Consider the following 20,076-nt stretch of genomic DNA (forward strand, 5'->3'; position numbering starts at 1 on the left):
GTTCTAATAAATTAAATTGATACAAAAAAATGAAACTAAAATTAACAACACTTTTAATGCTTTCTTTAGTTTGGGCTGGGTTTGCACAAACCAACCAAACTATCACTACCAATGGTGGCGTACCGGTAGGTGATAATCAAAATTCTAAAACGGTTGGAGAATACGGACCTGTTTTATTAGAAGATATTTATTTGGTTGAAAAATTAGCTGCTTTTGATAGAGAAAGAATTCCTGAAAGAGTAGTTCACCCAAGAGGTGCGGGTGCTTCTGGATATTTTGAAGCTACCAAAGATATGTCTGAATATACTCGTGCAGTTCTTTTTTCTGAAGTAGGTAAAAAAACAGATTTAGCAGTAAGATTTTCTACTGTAATTCATGGAAAAGGTTCTCCAGAAACGGCTAGAGATCCAAGAGGTTTTGCAGTAAAATTTTATACTGAAGAAGGTAATTATGATATTGTAGGTAACAACTTACCAATATTTTTTATTAGAGATGCTATTAAGTTTCCAGATATGGTACACTCTTTAAAACCATCTCCAGTTACTAATAAACAAGACCCTAATAGATTTTTCGACTTTTTCTCAAACGTACCAGAATCTACCCACATGCTTACAAGGTTGTATACAGATTTAGGTATACCAAAAGGTTACCAGTATATGAATGGTAGTAGTGTACACGGTTACAAATGGATTAATAAAGAAGGTAAAGTAACTTATGTTAAGTATTCTTGGGTATCTAAACAAGGTGAAAAAAATCTTACTGTAGAAGAAGCGCAAGAGCAACAAGGTAAAGATTGGCAACACGCTACTGTTAGTTTAAGAAAAGATATTACAGATAAAAACTACCCACAATGGGATTTATATGTGCAAATGATTGCTCCAGAAGATATCCATTCTTTTGATTTTTGGCCTTTAGATGCTACTAAAGACTGGCCAGCAGACCAGATAGAAAAAATTAAAATAGGTACTATGACATTAAATCAAAATCCTGTTAATTATTTCGAGCAAGTAGAGAGTATTGCATTTTCTCCAGGAGCTTTAATACCTGGTGTAGAGCCTTCTGAAGATAAATTATTACAAGGTAGATTGTTTTCTTATTTTGATACACAAAGACATAGATTAGGTCCTAATTTTTTACAATTAGAGGTAAACAAACCTTTAGAAGAGCCTAATAACTATAATTCTGATAGTTGGATTAGCTCTGGCAATAAAAGGTTTGAAAATCCAGATGTTAATTACCAACCAAGTTCTAAGGCTTCTTTAAAAGAAGACCCACAGTACAAACAAGCAGAAACTACACTTACTAACGTTACTATTACTCAAAAGAAAATCTCTAAAACTAATGATTTTGCACAAGCAGGAGATTTCTACAGATCGCTGTCTAAAAAGCAAAAAGACAATTTAATTAAAAATTTAAAAGGAGATTTAGGGCAAGTAACAGATAAGAACATACAGAAAAAAATGATTACTCATTTTTACTTAGCAGATAGAGATTTTGGGATGAGAATAGCAAAAGAGCTAGGTTTTTCTCAAAAAGATTTTATGCACTAAAAATTAATAATATAGAGGAAGTAGTTTTTGCTTCCTCTTATTTATCTTTTTAATTATGAAAAATATCATCATTATATTAAGTTTCGTTTTTACCATTAGTAGTTACTCGCAATCTATTTTTGATGTTGCTAGAAGTGGTGATGTAGATAAACTAGAAGAACTGTACCAGTTAAATAACGATACTATTAATGCTGTGGACCATAAAGGTTTTACTCCGCTAATATTAGCAACTTACAACAGACAAACAGAAATTGTTGAATTCTTGTTAGAAAAAAATTGTAACATTAATGCACAAGATCTTTCTGGAAATACCGCTTTAATGGGAGTTTGCTTTAAAGGTGATTTTAATATTGCTAAAATGCTTATTGATCACGGAGCAAATGTAAATCAGCTAAATTTTAATAATGCTACAGCTCTAATCTACGCTAGTACATTTGGGCATAAAGAAATAGCTTCTTACCTATTAAAAAACAATGCAGATAAAAAAATAATGGACAATAGAGGTAATACCGCTCTTAAACACGCAGAAATGCAAGGTAATACTGATATTATTGCTCTTTTAAAATAAAAAATCTATGTAATTTACAGAGAGCATAATGTCTAATTTTAATACCTTTAAAGTCTAATAATTAAATATTGTTAGACTTTTTTGTTTTAATAAATACTCTTGATAAAAACTACCGCAGATGAAGAAGATTTTAATTATTGTATTTTTATTTTCAAATTTACTGGTAATTTCCCAAAACAAAATACCTGCTAAAAATTTATCTACGGCTGCTTTAGAGCTTACTACCCAAAATGTAACTTACGACCCTAGCTACTTTTCGATAGATTATCCAAACGGAGATGTACCTGCAAATAAAGGAGTTTGTACAGATGTAATTATAAGAGCTTATAGAAAAGTTGGTATAGATTTACAAAAATTAGTTCATGAAGATATGAAAGCTAATTTTAGCAAATATCCTAAAAATTGGGGTTTAAAATCTACAGATAAAAATATTGACCATAGAAGAGTACCTAACCTAATGATTTTTTTTAGCAGAAATAATGCTAGTATCCAAATTAGCCAAAACCCTAAAGATTATTTACCAGGTGATGTAGTTTCTTGGAGTTTAGGTGGTGGCCTAACTCATATAGGTATTGTGGTAAATAAGAAATCTACTGATGGTAATAGGTATTTAATAGTACACAATATTGGTGGTGGGCAAGTATTAGAAGATTGTCTTTTTAGTTATAAAATTATTGGTCACTATCGTTACCTCTAAATTTTATTAAAATATTTCAATTTAATCTTCAATTAAAAATTTCCTTAAAAAATCAAATAGTTTATTTTTGAAGAAAACAAAACCCCAATAAAAACCTTTAATCGTGCCTGATTTTCAAATTAAACTTTCCTTATTTTTTTTATTATTTATTAGCTCCTATTCTACTATTTACAGCCAAACTATAGAAGGTACTGTAGTAGATCAATATGATATATCTGTGCTAGGAGTTCAAATTCTAAACAAATCTAACAACCAACATACCCATAGTGACGCTAGAGGTTATTTTCAATTAAGTAAAACTAAAATTGGAGATACGTTAGTATTTAGCCATACGCAATTTAAAAACCAACCAGTCATTATTCAATCTTTAGAAGAGCCTTTAAAAATCTACTTAAACAGATCTTCTATTTCTCTAGATGAAGTAGTTATTACAGATAAAATTAATGCGCTTCATTTAATTTCAGATATAGATATTCAAATAAACCCCGTAAACTCTTCTCAAGATATTCTTAGAAAAGTTCCAGGTCTTTTTATTGGTCAACATGCTGGTGGTGGTAAAGCTGAGCAAATATTTTTAAGAGGTTTTGATATTGATCACGGTACAGATATTAGTATAAATGTAGACGGAATGCCAGTTAATATGGTTTCTCACGCTCACGGGCAAGGTTACTCAGACTTGCATTTTGTAATTCCAGAAACTATTGAAAAAATTGATTTTGGTAAAGGTCCGTATAACGAAGACAAAGGTAATTTTGCAACCGCAGGTTTTGTAGATTTTAAAACCAAAAGTAGACTAGATAATAGTTCTATTAAATTAGAAGCTGGCCAATTTAACAGCCAGAGATTACTTGGTATGTTTAACTTACTTAACGATGATCATCAAAATGCTTACGTTGCTTCAGAATATATAAGTACAGACGGACCCTTTGATAGTCCTCAAAATTTTCACAGAATAAATCTCTTCGGAAAATATACAGCACAAGTAAATGATAGAGACAAAATAGGTATAACTGCCTCTTACTTTACTAGCACTTGGGATGCCTCTGGACAAATACCTGTAAGAGCAGTTGAAAGTGGATTAATAGGAAGATTTGGTGCTATTGATGATACAGAAGGTGGTACAACTGGCAGAAAAAATATTCTAGTGAATTATGATCGAGTAATTAATGAAACCTCATCTATAAAAAATAACATTTACTACTCTCAATATGATTTTGAATTATATTCTAATTTCACTTTCTTTTTAGACGACCCTATTAACGGTGACCAAATTAAGCAGAAAGAAAACCGTGAGATTTATGGGGTAAATAGTGAATACAAAAAAGATTTTTTCACCAATACAATAGAAGGTAATTTCACTGCTGGTATTAGCTTAAGAAATGATGTAAGTAAAAATAATGAACTTTCTCACACCTTAAATAGAAGCACAACACTTAATCAAATTCAGTTTGGAGATATAAATGAAACTAATTTTGGAGCTTATTTAGGTACGCAAATCAATATTAAAAAGTGGACCTTTAACCCTACCCTACGTGTAGATTATTTCAACTTTATGTATAATGATCATCTACAAACTACTTATGAAACGCAAACCAATACCAAAACAGTAGTTAGTCCTAAATTTAATATTCTATACAATCAATCTGAAGATTTACAACTCTACCTAAAAACAGGAAAAGGATTTCACTCTAACGATACTCGTGTAGTTGTTGCAGAAGATGGTGTAAATATTTTACCAGCGGCATACGGGCTTGATCTTGGATATATCTGGAAAATTTCACCTAAAATGCTATTAAATATGGCGTATTGGTATTTATACTTAGAACAAGAATTTGTGTACGTAGGTGATGCTGGTATTGTGGAGCCAAGCGGAAAAACAAGAAGACAAGGTATAGATTTAAGCTACAGATACCAACCTACCTCTTCTCTATTCTGGAATTTAGATGTAAACTACACCTATGCTAGAGCAATTGACGAAGCAGACGGGCAAGATTACATTCCGTTAGCGCCAGATTTCACCTTAGTTAGTGGTATTAATTTTAAACATAAAAGTGGTATTTACGGGAGTACCAATGTTCGTTATTTAAAAGATAGACCTGCTAACGAAGATAATTCTATTGTAGCAGAAGGTTACACCGTAGTAGATTTAAATGCTGGCTATAGATGGAAAAATTTAGAGTTTGGTATACAAATTCAGAATTTACTAAATACCGAATGGAATGAAACACAATTTGCTACAGAATCTAGACTGCAAAATGAAGCAAACTCTGTAGAAGAAATACATTTTACTCCAGGTACTCCATTTTTTGCAAAAGGTACAATTCAATATAATTTTTAAACCTACCATTAAAGTAATTTACAAGTGTAGCAGATCCCTAAAAAAAACCAAAAATATTTAGTTTATTTATTATCCTACATCAATTTTTAAAAGCTCTTTTCTTGATAATTTTGAAAGAAAAAGAATTTTAAAAAAAAGATGATGAAAAAGGTATTATTTGTTTTAACAAGTCACGAAGATTTAGGGGATACTGGCCACAAAACTGGATTTTGGGTAGAAGAATTTGCAGCACCATATTATTTACTAAAAGATAAAGGTGTAAACATTACATTAGCTTCTCCCAAAGGAGGGCAACCACCAATAGACCCAAAAAGTAATGAAGAAGATTTTCAAACTCCTGCTACAGTAAGATTTAATGAAGATAAAGAAACGCAGGCTCTACTTTCTAAAACAGAAAAGTTAGAAACTGTAAAAGAGAAAGGTTTTGATGCTATCTTTTTTCCTGGAGGTCACGGACCGTTGTGGGATTTAGCAGAAGACAAAAATGCAATTGCTTTAATTGAAGATTTTTACAATAGTAACAAACCTGTTGCTGCTGTTTGTCACGCACCTGCTGTATTTAAACATACTAAAACCAAAGATGGTAAATCTTTAGTTAGTGGTAAAAAAGTAACTGGCTTTACTAACGGAGAAGAAGAAGCTGTACAGTTAACTAATGTAGTACCATTTTTAGTGGAAGATATGCTGAAAGAAAATGGAGGTATTTATTCTAAAAAAGATGATTGGGCAACTTATGCTATTGTAGATGGTAATTTAATTACTGGTCAAAACCCTGCTTCTTCAGAGTTGGTAGCAGAGTATTTGCTAGATAAATTAAAATAGAAGAAAATAATTTTTCAACTATACCAAGTGACTTAAACCAATGGTTTAAGTCACTTTTTTGTTAGAATTTTTTATATTATTCCAACCTTATTGCCAATATTTTTCTTAGAGTTAATTAAAAGAAAAATGAATTATTCAATTTATTAAGAAAAAAATTATTTTTATCTGAAAGAAACCTAACTTATTAACGTCTAACTTTATTTAATAACAACATAGTTTTCTTTTATAAAATGAAATAGAATCGGGATACTTTCTTGATACTTTATAAGTAGATTGCTCGCAAAAAATAATTTTAATGGTTAAAATTTTAGTAGTTGAAGATGATGTGCATATTGCTGAGTTAGTAACAATTAACCTTCAAGATGACCAAACAACTTTAAAATGTTGTTACCATGGGAACGAAGGTTTTATTGAAGCTTCTAAAAATGAATATGATCTAATTATTTTAGATTTAATGCTTCCAGGTAAAAAAGGCTTAGATATTTGTAGAGAGTTAAGAGCGTCTAATATTAACACTCCTATTTTAATGCTTACCAGTAAAAGTGACGAAATAGATAAAATTCTTGGTTTAGAAACAGGTGCAGATGATTACATGACAAAACCCTTTAGCATTAGAGAATTGCAAGCTAGAGTAAAAGCTATTTTAAGAAGGCGTTCTTTAGATACTACTCCAACAAAAAACACCAACGACCTACCTGTACTTACCCATAAAGACTTAGTAATTACGCAAGAGTTGAGAAAAGTAGAGCTAAACGGAGAACGTCTTAATCTTACCCCAAAAGAGTTTGAGTTACTCTGCTTACTATCTAATAATATTGGTAAAACTTATAGCCGCGCACAACTTCTTCATTTAATTTGGGGATATGAGTTTGAAGGTTACGAGCACACCGTAAATTCTCACATTAATAGATTACGTGCAAAAATAGAAAAAGACCCTGGCAATCCTGAATATATACTTACTACTTGGGGTGTAGGATATAGATTTTCTGAATTATAATATTATGAAAACAAAAAACACCTTATTTTACAAAATAGCAGGAGTTTTAACACTTTTATTTGTGTTACTAGCTTTTCTTATTACTAAAACCTCTACACGCCTCTCTGAAGATTATCACAATGAAATCTCTCAAGGTTTAAATAAAGATGTCTCTAAATTTATTGTTGAAGAGATACAAGGCTTGTATAATGGAGATACTGTGGTAGAAGCTAAAATGGGCAAATTAATGCACCACGTAATGGCTACTAATCCTGCTACAGAAGTTTATCTACTAGACTTAGAAGGCAATATTCTTAAACATGTTGCCATGAATAAAGAGGTAAAAGCAAAAAAAATTAATCTTGAACCTATAAAAGAATTTATAGCAAAAGATGGAAATACTTTTGTAAAAGGCGACGATCCAAAATTACCAGGTACTAAAAAAATATTTTCTGCAGCACCATACCTATTTAACAATCAAAAAGTAGGATATATCTATACCATTGTAGGTGGTAATGATTATGATACGCTTATAAAAAAACACGAAGCAAGCTACATACGTAAATTGAGTGTGCGTACAATTTTATATGCTTTATTTGCGGCTCTTCTGGTAGCGCTACTTTTCATTTATATAATTACTAGAAATTTTAATAAAATTATATCTGCATTTAAATCTTTTAAAGAAGGTAATCATGATGCAAGAGTTACTGGTGTAGAACACGGAGAAATGGGATTATTAGCCAATACATATAATGATATGGCTAGTACAATTCAAAATAACATAGAAGAATTGCAGAGTGTAGATAAATTACGAAAAGAACTTATAGCAAATATCTCTCATGATTTAAGAACACCTATAGCCTCTATACAAGGATTTGTAGAAACAATATTAATAAAAGGTGATGAGCTTAATAACGAAGAAAAAACTCGTTACATGGAAATTGTTCTAAAAAATTCTGAAAGATTAAAAAAACTAGTGAACGATTTGTTTGAACTAAGCATTTTAGAAGCAAATCAAAAAAAATTACAGCCAGAAGCTATTCAAATGGCAGAAATTATTCAAGACATAGCAGATAAATATAGAATTATCACAAAAAATAAAGGGATAAATATTAACACCATATATTCTAAAGATTTACCATTAGTATACGCAGATATAGCTTTAATAGATAGAGCATTACAAAACATAATTGATAATGCAATAAAACATTGTAAAGCTGGAGATGTGGTTACCCTAGAGCTTACTAGAGATAATAATTATGTCTCTATAAAAGTAGCAGATACAGGTAGTGGTATTTCTTCTCAAGAACTTCCATTTATTTTTGAAAGATATAGAAAAGGTAAATTTTATTCTGATGCAGAAAAAGGAAGCGGACTAGGTTTGGCCATTGTTAAAAAAATTATGGATTTACACAATGCTACCATTAATGTAACCAGCACTTTAAATCAAGGAACCCAGTTTTATTTCAACCTTCCTATTAATCCACACTCTGTATAATTATAAATTGTTTTAAATATTTGATGGTATAGTTATAACTCTGTTATAATTTGGTGATACTCTAAGAAGATATTTGTAGATATAACAAATAAACATATTTAGAGATGAAAAAATTTCAATTATTTACCTTACTATCCATCATTAGTCTTTTTGCAAGTTGTGATAATGATGATGATTCAACTACTACAACATCACCAACAGTTTCAAGCTTCACGGTTACTATAGAAAACATTGCTGCAGTAAATGATTTTATAGGTTCTGGAGTTTTTAACACCCCTGTTGGTGATTCTAATCCAGGTCCTGCTACTCCAGGTAAAAGTTATGAGTTTACTTTTGATGCTGGTAAAAATAACAAAGTTTCTTTTGTAACTATGCTAGCTGCAACCAACGATTTGTTTTTTGCTCCAGAAGGAAGCGGTATTGCTCTTTATGATGAAAACGGTGATCCTTTTTCTGGAGATGTAACAGACCAAGTTTATTTATGGGATGCTGGTACAGAGGTAAATGAAGAACCTGCAGTAGGCCCTAATACTGTTGGTAATCAAGCTGCTGCAGATACTGGTGTAGAAGAAAACGGAAATGTATTAAAAATAGAAGATGTTACTAATGGAGTTATGTTTAATTACCCAGATGTAGATGAGTTAATTAATGTAACAGTTACTCACGTAGAAGGTACACAATTTACCGTTTCTATTGAAGATTTATCTACTGCAAGCTTAAATACAAGTGATGGTATGAAAGCAGCACCATTATCTCCTGGAGTATATGTGGTACACAGTGCAGACAACCCTTTATTTGAAGAAGGAGAACCTGACTTTGATCAAGGAGTTGAAGCAATTGCAGAAGACGGAAACACTGAGCCATTAGGTACTTACACAGCCAGTACTACAGGCGTAACTTACCCTTCTTCTCCAGGGGTTTGGGTAACACACCAAGAAGGTACTATGCCATTATTTACTGCTAATAGTGCTGATTACGGACTAGGTCTTGAACATATTGCTGAAGACGGAGATACTTCTCTTTTAAATGATAATTTAAGTTCTTTAGAAGGGCAAATTTCTGGAGCTGTAATTAATACTCCTGTTGGTAGTAGCTCTCCTGGTCCACTTTTACCTGGTGCTTCTTATGAGTTTACTTTCTCTGCAGAAGATGGTGATTACTTATCTTTCGCTACAATGTTAGCTGCAACAAATGATATATTATTTGCAACAGATGATACTGGTATTGCTTTATTTGATGCAAACGGAAATGCAATAAACGGTGATATTACAAGTATGGTTTCTCTTTGGGATGCTGGTACAGAAGTTAACGAGCAACCTGCAATTGGTGCTAATACAGTAACTAACCAAGTAGCTGCAGATACAGGTGTAGATGAAAATGGTACTGTTCAATTATTAGATCAAGTAAACGACGGGTTTGATTACCCTGCAGTAGATAGTGTATTAAAAATAACAATTACCCCAAATCTATAAATTGTTTTTTTGTAACTCATCTTTTCTATATGAAAAAGGAAAGGTGAGTTTTTTACTTCTAAAAAGTAACTAAACACTAAGTTTAGTCACTTTTTTTATTATTTAGCCTTTCATTAAATAATAGTTATTTAATTTTACCTCTTATTTTATTTATCTAATTAAAATGAAAAATAAACTTGAAGATATGGTGGGGTTAGATTTTTATCTTTCTAATTTAAGTGAGAAAGAGTACAAAAAAATAGAGAATAGAATTTCTACCCTAAACTCTTCTATGATGCCACTATTAAGTTGGGATTTTTTCATGGATAACTATCATAAAAAAATTATTGAGTCAAGAAAAAACAAAGAATTATTGCACTTTCAATCATTAGCTAAAAAATATAATTGGAAAAATAACTTGAAGCAAGAATTCTCTGTTAATGATTATGAAGCATTGGTAATTACAGATGCGCAACAAAAAATTATTTGGGTAAATGAAGGCTTTTCTACCATGACAGGTTATTCTAAAAAATTTGCCATTAATAAAACTCCAAAATTTTTACAAGGAGAAAAAACTTCTACAGAAACAAAAAATAGAATCAAAGAAAACCTCACAAATAATAAACCTTTTAAAGAAGTAATAATTAATTACAGAAAAGATAAAACTAGTTATAATTGTGAAGTTAAAATTATTCCTCTCTACAATAAAGAGGTAACACACTTTATAGCTTTTGAAAAAGAAGTAATATGACAGACCACAGTTTAAAAATTGAAAAATCTAGAACAACTATTTTTAAAGCAGTTTTCCCAAACACTACCAACCATTATGATACTCTTTTTGGTGGTACAGCTATGCAATTAATGGATGAGACTGCATTTATTACCGCTACAAGATTTAGTAGACAACAAATGGTAACGGTAAGTAGTGATAAAATAGACTTTAAAAAACCTATTCCTGCAGGTACTATAATTCAATTAGATGGTTATGTTACCCACGTTGGTAATACAAGTTTAAAAGTACGAGTAGATATTTATGTAGAAGAAATGTATAGTGACTCTAAGTTTAAAGCTGTTTCTGGAGAGTTTACTTTTGTTGCTATAGATGAAAATAAAATTCCGGTTAAAATTTTATAATCTATCATTACTATATCTATTTCTAGTTAAAATAGAATTCCTATTCTTTTTTAATAGAGCTTAAATGGTAAATTAATTAGTAAAGCAATCTTTGTACTACTAATTAATTTACTATTTATATTTTTACCTCTGCTTTAATTAATAAACTCTTCATCACTCAGCGTTTTCATAAAAGCAATTAAATTTTCTTTCTCTACTTCTGTTAATGGTATTTTGTTGTTATTTTCTTTCAATATTGAGTCTAAATTATCTGCCTCTAATACACCGTTACTTAAATAATCTAGTACTTCTTTTAAGCTAGCAAATTGACCAAAACTACCGTATGGAGCGGTATATTCTATATTACGTAAAGAAGGTACTCTAAATTTTAAATAATCTTCTAACTCACCTGTTACTCTAGAACGTCCACCTTCTTCGGTACTTGGGTTAACGGGAAAACCTATATTTCTATAACTCTGATCTGTAAAGAGCTCTGTATTATGGCAGCTCATACATTTTTCTTGAAATACGCTGTACCCTAAAGCTTCACTTTCGGTAAAAGTTTCTCCTTCTTTTCGTTTTACTTTATCATATTTACTATTGGCAGAAATAAGGGTATATTCATATTGAGCAATACTATTGTATATTCCTTCTGCGGTAACTCCTTCCCCATTAAAAGCTTTAATAAATAACTCAACATATTCTTCATCATTTTCTATCTTTTCTATAACTTCTACTATAGAAGAATCCATTTCTTCATAAGTAATAATGGGTACTAGTGGTTGTTCTTCTAACTCTAGTTTGTTTCCATCCCAATTATAGGCCTGCATAAATATCATATTTTGTATAGGTGGTGCATTACGTAAACCTACTCTACCCTCTATACCTATACCAATAGCATTATGATCTGCAAATGCATTTTCTTGCATATGGCAACTAGCACAAGCAATTGTATTATCTGCACTTAATTGTTTATCATTAAATAATTTCTTACCCAACTCTACTCCATATTTTGTAGAAATATTATTGTATGCATAGCTGTTAATTTCTGGAAAACCTTCTGGTATATTTAAATCAACTTCCGGATTATCATATAAAACCACTTCATAACTAAAATCATCATCGCTACTACAAGAGACTAATGTTAAAAAACAAAAAATAACAGATAAATTTCTTAAACTATTTTTCATAAGATAGGTTATAAGATAAGAAGAAAAAGAGTCGGTTATCTATTATAATAACCGACTCAAAAATTATATTAGTTTTCTACAGAAATAATAGAAAACATTCCCGTAACATCATCACTACCATTTCCTCCTAAATTATCTACAAATAACTCCATATTTGCTGCAGAATGTACACTAGGCGTTGCGTTATCTTCTCCTAATTCTATAGTATTAGTGTGCCCACTTAATAGAGCATCAAAATCTGCTTCAATTTTAATTGTTGGCGCACTATTACCAACATTAGCACTTTCAGGAAGATCTAATATAATATCTCTATAAGCATCTACACCTTGTGTATAATTACCTTCTTCTCCTTCTATAGTACTCCCAGAGTGAAAAGATAATTCTGAATCATCTGCACCGTAAAATCCTTCAATTTTAGTAAAACGGTATCCTGTACCCCATTCCCAATGCATTTCTGTATCGTTTGCCCCAGCAGATGCATAAAACTCAGGAAAACTCACCTCATCTAAGGTGTTTAAATCTGTTTTCACTCCTAATCCAAATTTTATTTGATTGTAATTGTCGGTAGGTATTTCACTTAAAACATAAGACAATGTCTCTTCTTTAGATTGATTAACTACAGTTGCTCCGTTATCTAAATTATTTACATTGTAAGGTATTTCTGTACCATCTTCTTTAATTAAACGAATGTTACTTATTACGTATTTCAATTCTGAAAAATAGTGATCTTGCCCCATTGCAGAAGTATTTACAGTTGCCGTGGTAGAAGCTTCTTCTCCCAAAACAATTGGCGTGCCTTTAAAAGTGTTATTAAATTCTAAAGTTACATTGTTTGCCACCGGTGTATCGTCATCACTACAAGAAATAATAGTTAATGAGGCAATTGCTAATAAGAAATAATTTTTAATGGTTTTCATTTTTGATTTGATTTAATTATTAATAGTTTTTGTTTAATTTTTATAAATTTATTTTAAGAGACGTAAAAAAATTGCGTCCCATTCTTGGTATGTTTCCCCAATCTGCATATGTACTGTAATAGTTATTAAAGACATTCTCTGCCCCTATTTGCACTACCGTTTTTTTATTTTTTATTTGAAAAGTATAATCTGCAGAAATATTACAATTGGTGTAAGATGGTGTTCTATCTTCTCCGTATTCTGGACTGTAATTAATTTGTTCTACATCTCCATTTAAAGAGGTTAAAAAACCAAATTTGTGATGCTTAAAATGTAAACTTGTTTGGTAACTTAACGGACGTATAAATGGTAGGTTATTTTTATTATCATCTAAACCTCTAGCATAAGTTAATGTTCCATTCCAATGTAAATTTTCTAAAATGGCATACTTAGCTTGTAGAGAAAAGTTGAATAATGTAGAATAATCTAACGAAGTGTAGCCTTTTACACCCACAGACTGGTAATTCATGGGGCTACCCGCGCTTAAAATTCTACCTATAATATAATTTTGAATATAGAAATAATTAGCTTTTGCCTGTATGCTTCCGTTTTTATAAGTAAACCCAACACTTACGTTAGCTTCATAAGAAATTTCATTTTCTAAATTAGGATCACCTATATAATCATACCTATCAAAACTATTATAAATATAATACCCATAACCTTCTGAAACAGAAGGCGCTCTATGCCCGAAACCACCACCAACAGATGCATTAAAATTATTTAAATGAAATTGGTAGTTGGCGTAGAGATTAGGTAAATATCTAGTTTTTTCTTGCGGCGCTCCCGGATGAAAAATCCAATTAAACTCTACATATTTAGAGTAATTGTAATTTACCCCCAAACTACCTCCAAAATTCAATTGGCTTTTATTAGTAATATCCCAAGAGTTATTTATAGATAAACCTGCATAACGAGTAGTTACCCAAGGCCAACTGTAAGCAAACATAGTTCTCTCACTTCTATCTTGCGGATACATTCTCATTTCTGCAATAGATAAATTGTCGTACGCATTCAATTGTATTTCTGAAGAGTAGTTATCTTTTTTCAAATTAATTTTTGAAAGAAATCCATAAGTTGTACTCCAACCAGGCATATCCATATGTACAAGGTTTTCTGGTCTTGTAGTATCATCCATATAATGCTCTATGGTATTGAAGTATAATTTTGTATCCCAGACTTTAATTAGTCCTTTTTCAAAAAACTGTTTATAAGCAAGTGAGGTTATTAAAGCTCTAGATAATGATAAATCCATAGGTAGTGCTGGGTACCCCACATCTTTAGCTTTATCAAAAATAGCATCTACACGTACAGAAGATAAATCTCCTGTTTTGTATGCTAGCCCAAGAGAGGTGTTAAATTTATTATACTGCGAGTGTTTAATCTCTTTGTTATTACCATCATTATAATTTTCTGCTTTTCTACTAGAAATACTTCCATCTATCACAAGTTTATCTGAAGAATAGGCTACGTTACCAAAATTAAAAAACTGATTGTTATTAAACTCGAAACCAGTTTGGTAGTCTCCTTTCCATTTTTTAACTAAGCCAAACGGTGTACTTCTTCTTTTTAAATCTATACTTCCTGCTACTGTAGAGCCGTGCATACTTCCTTCTTGCCCAGATTTCACCTCAACCTCAGAAAGGTTATTACTTTCTACATAAGAAGTAACTGGGTCCATTTTATCTGTACAAGCACCAAATAAATGCATGCCATCTATAGTTACTACAGATCGTTCTGTACTCATATTATTTAGTAATGGCTCCCAAGCATAAGATCCTCTTTTTATAAAACTTATATTGTCGGAAGAAGCTAAGTACTCATCTACAGAAACTGCCATTTTTAAGTCTGTTTCTATCTTGCTTTTCTTTGCTGCTACAATAACTACTACCTCTAAACTATCTGGCGTAGAGGTATTTTCTTGCGCTTGAAGCCAAGAGACTAACAAAAGAGAAATAACAACTATAATTTTATTCATGAAATTAAAATAAGATGTCAATATATAGTTCACTTTTTTCTCCCTCTATTCCTGGAGTAAAATCTGTAGAAACCTCTGTCCCTTTTATAAGCTCTCCATTTTCATTTTTAAAAATGAAATTTAAGGTCCAGTTTCCTGTCATAGTATAATTAACCACACCGTAGTACAAACCATCTTCGCCTTGAGTTAAGTCTTGGTTATTTGGTGAAGAGTGGTTCCCCATAGAAGGCTCTGGCATTCTGGGGTCTAAATACAAAGTATAGCCTTCTACTTTACTATATGAATATTGAGATAAATCTGGAAATTCACCTTCAGAAGTGGTAGGCTGGTTGTATTTGTAAATTCCCGCTACCAAATCATTTTCTGATACTCCTGGACTTTGTGGGGCTATTAATGCTATAAAATATTGCTCATCATCATTACCCGTAAAAGCAGTCATATTCAAATTCATATTGGTTTGTGACTCTACCGTAATTACTTCATTTAAAGTATTTACCTCTTCATCTTGTAAATCAATATAGAGCTGCCAATTATTGGTGGTGTCACTCTCGCTAGTAAAAACTACATAGCCTTTGTAATAAGCTTCTTCTTCATTGTATTCTAAATTATATAAATGCGGACAAGAAGATTTATTACCGTTAGCATCTGTTAATATTGGTAAAAAAGTAATTGGCAAACCTTTTACGCTTTCGTTGGTTTGCGTATCTATAATTTTTAAATGAATTTCATTATAACCTTTAAAAAAGCTAGCATTTAAAGTTTCTATACTCACTTTATAAGTAGCACTACTTATAGTAAGCGCTTCTTCAAACTCAAAATACTCTGTTACCTCTGTGTTTATTTCTGCTTCATAATCTGTTTTGTCTAACGTACAAGAGGTAATTATAAGACACAGGGTCGCGATAAAAAAAATATATTTTTTCATTTTAATTAATTTTAGAAAAGCCAATAAAAATTTAGCTAATCGTTTATGTTAACGCTAGTGTTTGGGTAGGAGTAAAAAAAGCAATGCTTAATTTCAATTGCATATTTATACATACAAAACCTTGCTTTTTATAGCTCCTATAAAAGATAAATAAAGTACTCTTTTATAAAATTGCTGCACTACCATTTAAGTTGGTTTATTACCAATTAAACAGAAATACAAAATTCTATTTCGTTAAAATAACAGCATAACGTATCCGTATATAATTCTTATTGAAAATTTTAGAATATATAGTACAGAGTAATTTATTTATAAAATGTAATTAAACTAGTGGAGGGTGAAAAATACAATCTATAAAACTAAATTTATAGATATTGCTATAAGAAGAAAGTACTTTTGATTTCTCTTCTTTTGGAAGAATAAATAAATTATTTATAGAAAACTCTTGAAAGAAAACAATTTGAAGTTCTCCTGAAGAGGTTGAAGAGTTGTTTTTATCATTATCAGACTCTGACTCGGAAGATTCGGCTAATTTTTTCATTAAATAACACTTACCATTACATTGAAGTTTAGGTTTGTCTCTATTTACACAAAGCTCCGTTTTAATGTAATCGTAAAAAGCCATATATTCTAACACAGGAATAACAGGCTTAAAAAGTATTAGAAAAGATAATATGAAGGTTGCCTTTTTCACTCTACAAATATCTTACTTTTATTTATAAAAGGCTAAATTTTATTTATTTTTTTACACTGAAGCATTATTATTTTTGACAATTATTATATACATTTTCCCCCGTTAAACACACATTCACTTTAAAGGTTTTTTCTATATGATTATTAAAGTAGAAAATGGTAAATCTCTTATTCAATTAAAAATGAATGAGCTTGGTAGCTATTTAAAATTTATTAAGCCATTAGCGATAAATTGGAGTGATTGTCAAGGTTCTATTGCTCAATTTTATGCTATTTTTTCTTACACAAAAGAACATAAAGAAAAAATTGATGTAGACCTAAAAGAAAAACTCAACTCTGGAAAGTTTAAATTGAAAAATAACATTAACCATCTTAATAAACTACTTAGTCTTTTTGAGAATGCAACTTATGAGTTAAGTTTTGAACCTGAATATGATATTTCTGATTTTTGGGATATTGCTAAAAACCACCACCTCTATACCTCTAATCAAATTATGAGAGAAAAAGGCAAAATAGAGTTTTGTGAAGATAAAGAAAATTTAGATTTTCTATCTGAATCTTATTACGATGGGTTTAGTGAATATTTTATTTACACCCAACCTACACAAAGCTTAAACCAAGAAAGAGTTAAACATTACGAAGAGCTTTTAAATACAGGCATTAGACCTACTGCTATTGTTTATAGTGGGCAGGCTAAATCAAAAGGTAGTTACAAAGACGGTACTTCTTGGCAATCTAATTACAACTCTGGAAATTTTATTTTAGACGGACACCACAAATTGGCTGCTTACAAAAATTTAAGTTTACCTCCTTCACTATTAAGAATTACAAAAATGTATTCTTCTATAAATGAATTAAACTTCAATTTAAAAGATTTTAAAAAAGACATTGAGCCAAGATTACAAAAACCTCAAGTCACTCATTATTTAGAGAATATTAAATAAAAAACTCATCCCTATTAAAATTTAATAGAGATGAGTTATAGAAAATTATTTATATGCTCCTGCGGAATAATTTAACTCATAAGAATGAGAATAAACTTCAAAAACATTACCAAATGGATCTTCCACATAACACATACGGTAAGGTTTTTCTCCAGGATAATATTCTCTAATTGGCATTCTTTGCTTACCTCCTGCAGCTACAATTTTTGCTACTAACCCTTCAATATCTGGATCTTGTACTGCAAAATGAAATAATCCTGTTTTAAAAGGCTCAAAAGTTGGTTTTAGGTCTTTACTTACAGGAAACTCAAACAACTCAACCCCTATTTTATCTCCCGTAGAAAGATGGGCAATATTAAAAGTTTCCCAACCTGTACCAAATACATCTATACACATTTGCCCAATTGCGGTTTTGTTCTCCTCTTTAATAACGGTAGGCTCCATAATTACATAAAACCCCAATACTTCTGTATAAAACTTTACTGCTTCATCTATGTCTGGTACTGTAATACCTATGTGAGAAAATGTTCTAGGAAAAGGTTTTTCTGCTTCATTTGAATAAGTAGTATCAATTTTATCTTGTGAGTAACCAATAGTTGAAAACATTAAACTGAAAACAACTAATACTAATAATTTCTTCATATTATTTTTTTTTAATTTGAAGCAAAACTATACTATACAATACTACTAAACAAGAAGTTACACATTTAACCCTTAGTTACCAAAACGTGTATTTTTATGATTTACAACAGTTTAAAAATGAAAAAAAAGTAAATTATTTATAATCTAACAATAAGAGCAACACACCTTTTAATTGTATAATTAGTAGAATAATAGTTAAATCACTCAAATTATTTCTAATAAAAAATAAAAAAACAAACTTTGTATTAAACCTTTAATAAAACAAACAGTCTAAATAAAATATAAAGAATTAAGTAAATTTATTTAATGAAAAATAGCAAGAGTATTTTAATACTAACAATTCTACTAATCTCTATGTTTTATGGATGTGTAGATAATAAGAAAAAAACAGAAGAAACTAAGCCGGTAGTAGAAAGTGTTGAAGACACAGATGAAATTAAGGTTTATGATTTTGAATCTATAGAGCCTCTATTATACACAAATTCTGATAAAACTTATATTGTAAATTTTTGGGCAATGTGGTGTGCTCCTTGTGTAAAAGAACTTCCTATAATTCAAGAATATGAAAAGAACAATCCTAATGTAGAAGTTCTATTAATCAGTCTTGATTTCCCTAAAGATATTGAAACAAAGCTTAAACCGTTTTTAGAAAAAAAAGAAATTACTTCTAACGTTGTATTGTTAGATGACCCAGATGCTAACAGTTGGATTAATAAAATTAACCCAAATTGGTCTGGAGCTATACCATATACTATAATATTTAATAATGAAAATCGTTCTTACCACGAACGTGCTTTTGATAATCTTCAAGATTTAGAAACAGAAGTTCTTAACACCTTTAACTAAAATTTTAAAAATGAAAAAAATTAGTACACTATTACTAGGTCTTTCTTTAATTGCTGGTACCTTAGTTTCTTGCAAAGACAACGCAGAAAAATCAGAAAATTCTGACAAACAAGAACATACAGAAGGCCACGAAAAAATGGCTTCTAAAGACCATAAAGGGAAACCAGGACACCCACCTAAAGGTAAAGGCGACAGAAAAGGACCTCCTCCAGGTGGCGGTAACCATAGCCCAGAACAAACCAAAACTTTAGAAGAAATTGGTGGTTACAAAATAGGTGAAGTAGCTACAGATTTTGATCTTAAAAATGTAGATGGTAATATGTTTTCTTTAGCAGATATTGAAAACGCTAAAGGTTATATCGTAGTATTTACTTGTAACGAGTGTCCATTTGCAAAAATGTACGAAGACCGTTTAATTGCTTTACATAATAAATATGCTTCTAAAGGATATTCTGTAGTTGCTATTAACCCTAATGTAAGTGAAGATAATGAGAAAGAAAACTTTACTGCAATGCAAAAAAGAGCTGAAGAAAAGCAATTTCCTTACGTTTATTTAGCAGATACAGAACATAAAATATTTCCTCAATATGGAGCAGTAAGAACTCCTCACGTATTTTTACTAGATGCAGAAAGAAAAGTACAATACATTGGTACTATAGATGATAATGCTAAATCTGCAGAAGATGTGAAAGTTAAATATGTAGAAAATGCTATTGAAGCATTAGAAAAAGGAGAGAAAATTGAGCCTAATTTCACAAAAGCTATTGGTTGCCCAGTAAAAGCAATTTAATTTCAACTATACCTAAATATTTACTTAACCACTTACAAAAAAGCGATTTAAACATTATGTTTAAGTCGCTTTTATTTTGGTTGCTATTTGCTGTAAACC

Annotated in this window: 19 protein-coding genes; 13 read left to right on the forward strand and 6 right to left on the reverse strand. The window is 30.6% G+C overall.

Annotation, left to right across the window (positions count from 1 at the left end):
* The first annotated feature begins 29 nt into the window (after positions 1-29).
* From BUC03_RS00225 to BUC03_RS00270, 10 genes are all read left to right on the forward strand, one after another.
* Positions 30-1,550 carry a catalase gene (locus BUC03_RS00225; RefSeq protein WP_073147048.1) on the forward strand — a complete coding sequence of 507 codons (1,521 nt, stop codon included), beginning with the start codon at positions 30-32 and terminating at the stop codon, positions 1,548-1,550.
* Positions 1,551-1,605: 55 nt separating this feature from the next.
* Entirely contained in the window at positions 1,606-2,118 is a 513-nt protein-coding gene (locus BUC03_RS00230) for an ankyrin repeat domain-containing protein (RefSeq protein ID WP_073147049.1), read from the forward strand.
* A 118-nt stretch (positions 2,119-2,236) separates the two neighbouring features.
* A complete protein-coding gene (locus tag BUC03_RS00235) occupies positions 2,237-2,815 on the forward strand; it encodes a DUF1287 domain-containing protein (RefSeq protein ID WP_073147051.1) in 579 nt (192 codons plus the stop codon).
* A 103-nt stretch (positions 2,816-2,918) separates the two neighbouring features.
* A complete protein-coding gene (locus BUC03_RS00240) occupies positions 2,919-5,153 on the forward strand; it encodes a TonB-dependent receptor (RefSeq protein ID WP_234971582.1) in 2,235 nt (744 codons plus the stop codon).
* Between the two features lie 138 nt (positions 5,154-5,291).
* The gene (locus BUC03_RS00245; protein ID WP_394333492.1) at positions 5,292-5,975 is read left to right on the forward strand and encodes a type 1 glutamine amidotransferase domain-containing protein; all 684 of its coding nucleotides are present in this window, start codon (positions 5,292-5,294) and stop codon (positions 5,973-5,975) included.
* A 295-nt stretch (positions 5,976-6,270) separates the two neighbouring features.
* Positions 6,271-6,972, forward strand: a complete 702-nt coding sequence (locus tag BUC03_RS00250) for a response regulator transcription factor (protein WP_073147055.1) — start codon at positions 6,271-6,273, stop codon at positions 6,970-6,972.
* Between the two features lie 4 nt (positions 6,973-6,976).
* Positions 6,977-8,449 carry a HAMP domain-containing sensor histidine kinase gene (locus BUC03_RS00255; protein WP_073147057.1) on the forward strand — a complete coding sequence of 491 codons (1,473 nt, stop codon included), beginning with the start codon at positions 6,977-6,979 and terminating at the stop codon, positions 8,447-8,449.
* Between the two features lie 104 nt (positions 8,450-8,553).
* Positions 8,554-9,921 (forward strand): spondin domain-containing protein, encoded by a 1,368-nt coding sequence (locus BUC03_RS00260; RefSeq protein ID WP_073147059.1) that lies wholly within the window; start codon positions 8,554-8,556, stop codon positions 9,919-9,921.
* 163 nt (positions 9,922-10,084) lie between these two features.
* On the forward strand, positions 10,085-10,651 hold the full coding sequence (locus BUC03_RS00265) for a PAS domain-containing protein (protein WP_073147061.1): 567 nt from the start codon (positions 10,085-10,087) through the stop codon (positions 10,649-10,651).
* Positions 10,648-11,034 carry an acyl-CoA thioesterase gene (locus BUC03_RS00270; protein ID WP_073147063.1) on the forward strand — a complete coding sequence of 129 codons (387 nt, stop codon included), beginning with the start codon at positions 10,648-10,650 and terminating at the stop codon, positions 11,032-11,034. Before BUC03_RS00265 ends, BUC03_RS00270 begins: the two co-directional genes overlap by 4 nt.
* Positions 11,035-11,168: 134 nt before the next feature.
* Here BUC03_RS00270 and BUC03_RS00275 read toward each other — a convergent pair whose 3' ends face one another.
* The 5 genes from BUC03_RS00275 to BUC03_RS00295 all read right to left on the reverse strand — a co-directional run bounded on the left by BUC03_RS00275 (position 11,169) and on the right by BUC03_RS00295 (position 16,756).
* Entirely contained in the window at positions 11,169-12,203 is a 1,035-nt protein-coding gene (locus tag BUC03_RS00275) for a cytochrome-c peroxidase (protein WP_073147065.1), read from the reverse strand.
* A gap of 68 nt (positions 12,204-12,271) precedes the next feature.
* A complete protein-coding gene (locus BUC03_RS00280; protein ID WP_073147067.1) occupies positions 12,272-13,120 on the reverse strand; it encodes an MbnP family protein in 849 nt (282 codons plus the stop codon).
* A 40-nt stretch (positions 13,121-13,160) separates the two neighbouring features.
* Entirely contained in the window at positions 13,161-15,137 is a 1,977-nt protein-coding gene (locus tag BUC03_RS00285; RefSeq protein ID WP_073147069.1) for a TonB-dependent receptor plug domain-containing protein, read from the reverse strand.
* Between the two features lie 4 nt (positions 15,138-15,141).
* On the reverse strand, positions 15,142-16,062 hold the full coding sequence (locus tag BUC03_RS00290) for a hypothetical protein (RefSeq protein WP_073147071.1): 921 nt from the start codon (positions 16,060-16,062) through the stop codon (positions 15,142-15,144).
* Positions 16,063-16,384: 322 nt separating this feature from the next.
* Complete coding sequence (locus BUC03_RS00295) at positions 16,385-16,756, reverse strand: hypothetical protein (protein WP_143159108.1); 372 nt, start codon at positions 16,754-16,756, stop codon at positions 16,385-16,387.
* A gap of 136 nt (positions 16,757-16,892) precedes the next feature.
* Here BUC03_RS00295 and BUC03_RS00300 point away from each other — a divergent pair, with 136 nt between their 5' ends.
* A complete protein-coding gene (locus tag BUC03_RS00300; protein WP_073147072.1) occupies positions 16,893-17,699 on the forward strand; it encodes a hypothetical protein in 807 nt (268 codons plus the stop codon).
* Between the two features lie 45 nt (positions 17,700-17,744).
* On the opposite strand, the gene BUC03_RS00305 is transcribed toward BUC03_RS00300, so the two are convergent.
* Complete coding sequence (locus BUC03_RS00305) at positions 17,745-18,341, reverse strand: lactoylglutathione lyase family protein (protein ID WP_234971583.1); 597 nt, start codon at positions 18,339-18,341, stop codon at positions 17,745-17,747.
* A gap of 306 nt (positions 18,342-18,647) precedes the next feature.
* Here BUC03_RS00305 and BUC03_RS00310 point away from each other — a divergent pair, with 306 nt between their 5' ends.
* Positions 18,648-19,187: a TlpA family protein disulfide reductase gene (locus tag BUC03_RS00310; RefSeq protein WP_073147073.1), complete on the forward strand. Its 540-nt coding sequence runs from the start codon at positions 18,648-18,650 to the stop codon at positions 19,185-19,187.
* Positions 19,188-19,197: 10 nt separating this feature from the next.
* A complete protein-coding gene (locus BUC03_RS00315; RefSeq protein ID WP_073147074.1) occupies positions 19,198-19,977 on the forward strand; it encodes a thioredoxin family protein in 780 nt (259 codons plus the stop codon).
* The last annotated feature ends 99 nt before the right edge of the window (positions 19,978-20,076 follow it).

The sequence above is a fragment of the Mesonia phycicola genome, assembly GCF_900141885.1.
GTDB lineage: Bacteria > Bacteroidota > Bacteroidia > Flavobacteriales > Flavobacteriaceae > Mesonia > Mesonia phycicola.

Coding starts and splice junctions, on each gene's coding strand:
- BUC03_RS00225 (WP_073147048.1), top strand. CDS start 30: ATGAAACTAAAATTAACAACACTTTTAATGCTTTCTTTAGTTTGGGCT.
- BUC03_RS00230 (WP_073147049.1), top strand. CDS start 1,606: ATGAAAAATATCATCATTATATTAAGTTTCGTTTTTACCATTAGTAGT.
- BUC03_RS00235 (WP_073147051.1), top strand. CDS start 2,237: ATGAAGAAGATTTTAATTATTGTATTTTTATTTTCAAATTTACTGGTA.
- BUC03_RS00245 (WP_394333492.1), top strand. CDS start 5,292: ATGATGAAAAAGGTATTATTTGTTTTAACAAGTCACGAAGATTTAGGG.
- BUC03_RS00250 (WP_073147055.1), top strand. CDS start 6,271: ATGGTTAAAATTTTAGTAGTTGAAGATGATGTGCATATTGCTGAGTTA.
- BUC03_RS00255 (WP_073147057.1), top strand. CDS start 6,977: ATGAAAACAAAAAACACCTTATTTTACAAAATAGCAGGAGTTTTAACA.
- BUC03_RS00260 (WP_073147059.1), top strand. CDS start 8,554: ATGAAAAAATTTCAATTATTTACCTTACTATCCATCATTAGTCTTTTT.
- BUC03_RS00265 (WP_073147061.1), top strand. CDS start 10,085: ATGAAAAATAAACTTGAAGATATGGTGGGGTTAGATTTTTATCTTTCT.
- BUC03_RS00270 (WP_073147063.1), top strand. CDS start 10,648: ATGACAGACCACAGTTTAAAAATTGAAAAATCTAGAACAACTATTTTT.
- BUC03_RS00275 (WP_073147065.1), bottom strand. CDS start 12,203: ATGAAAAATAGTTTAAGAAATTTATCTGTTATTTTTTGTTTTTTAACA.
- BUC03_RS00280 (WP_073147067.1), bottom strand. CDS start 13,120: ATGAAAACCATTAAAAATTATTTCTTATTAGCAATTGCCTCATTAACT.
- BUC03_RS00285 (WP_073147069.1), bottom strand. CDS start 15,137: ATGAATAAAATTATAGTTGTTATTTCTCTTTTGTTAGTCTCTTGGCTT.
- BUC03_RS00290 (WP_073147071.1), bottom strand. CDS start 16,062: ATGAAAAAATATATTTTTTTTATCGCGACCCTGTGTCTTATAATTACC.
- BUC03_RS00300 (WP_073147072.1), top strand. CDS start 16,893: ATGATTATTAAAGTAGAAAATGGTAAATCTCTTATTCAATTAAAAATG.
- BUC03_RS00305 (WP_234971583.1), bottom strand. CDS start 18,341: ATGAAGAAATTATTAGTATTAGTTGTTTTCAGTTTAATGTTTTCAACT.
- BUC03_RS00310 (WP_073147073.1), top strand. CDS start 18,648: ATGAAAAATAGCAAGAGTATTTTAATACTAACAATTCTACTAATCTCT.
- BUC03_RS00315 (WP_073147074.1), top strand. CDS start 19,198: ATGAAAAAAATTAGTACACTATTACTAGGTCTTTCTTTAATTGCTGGT.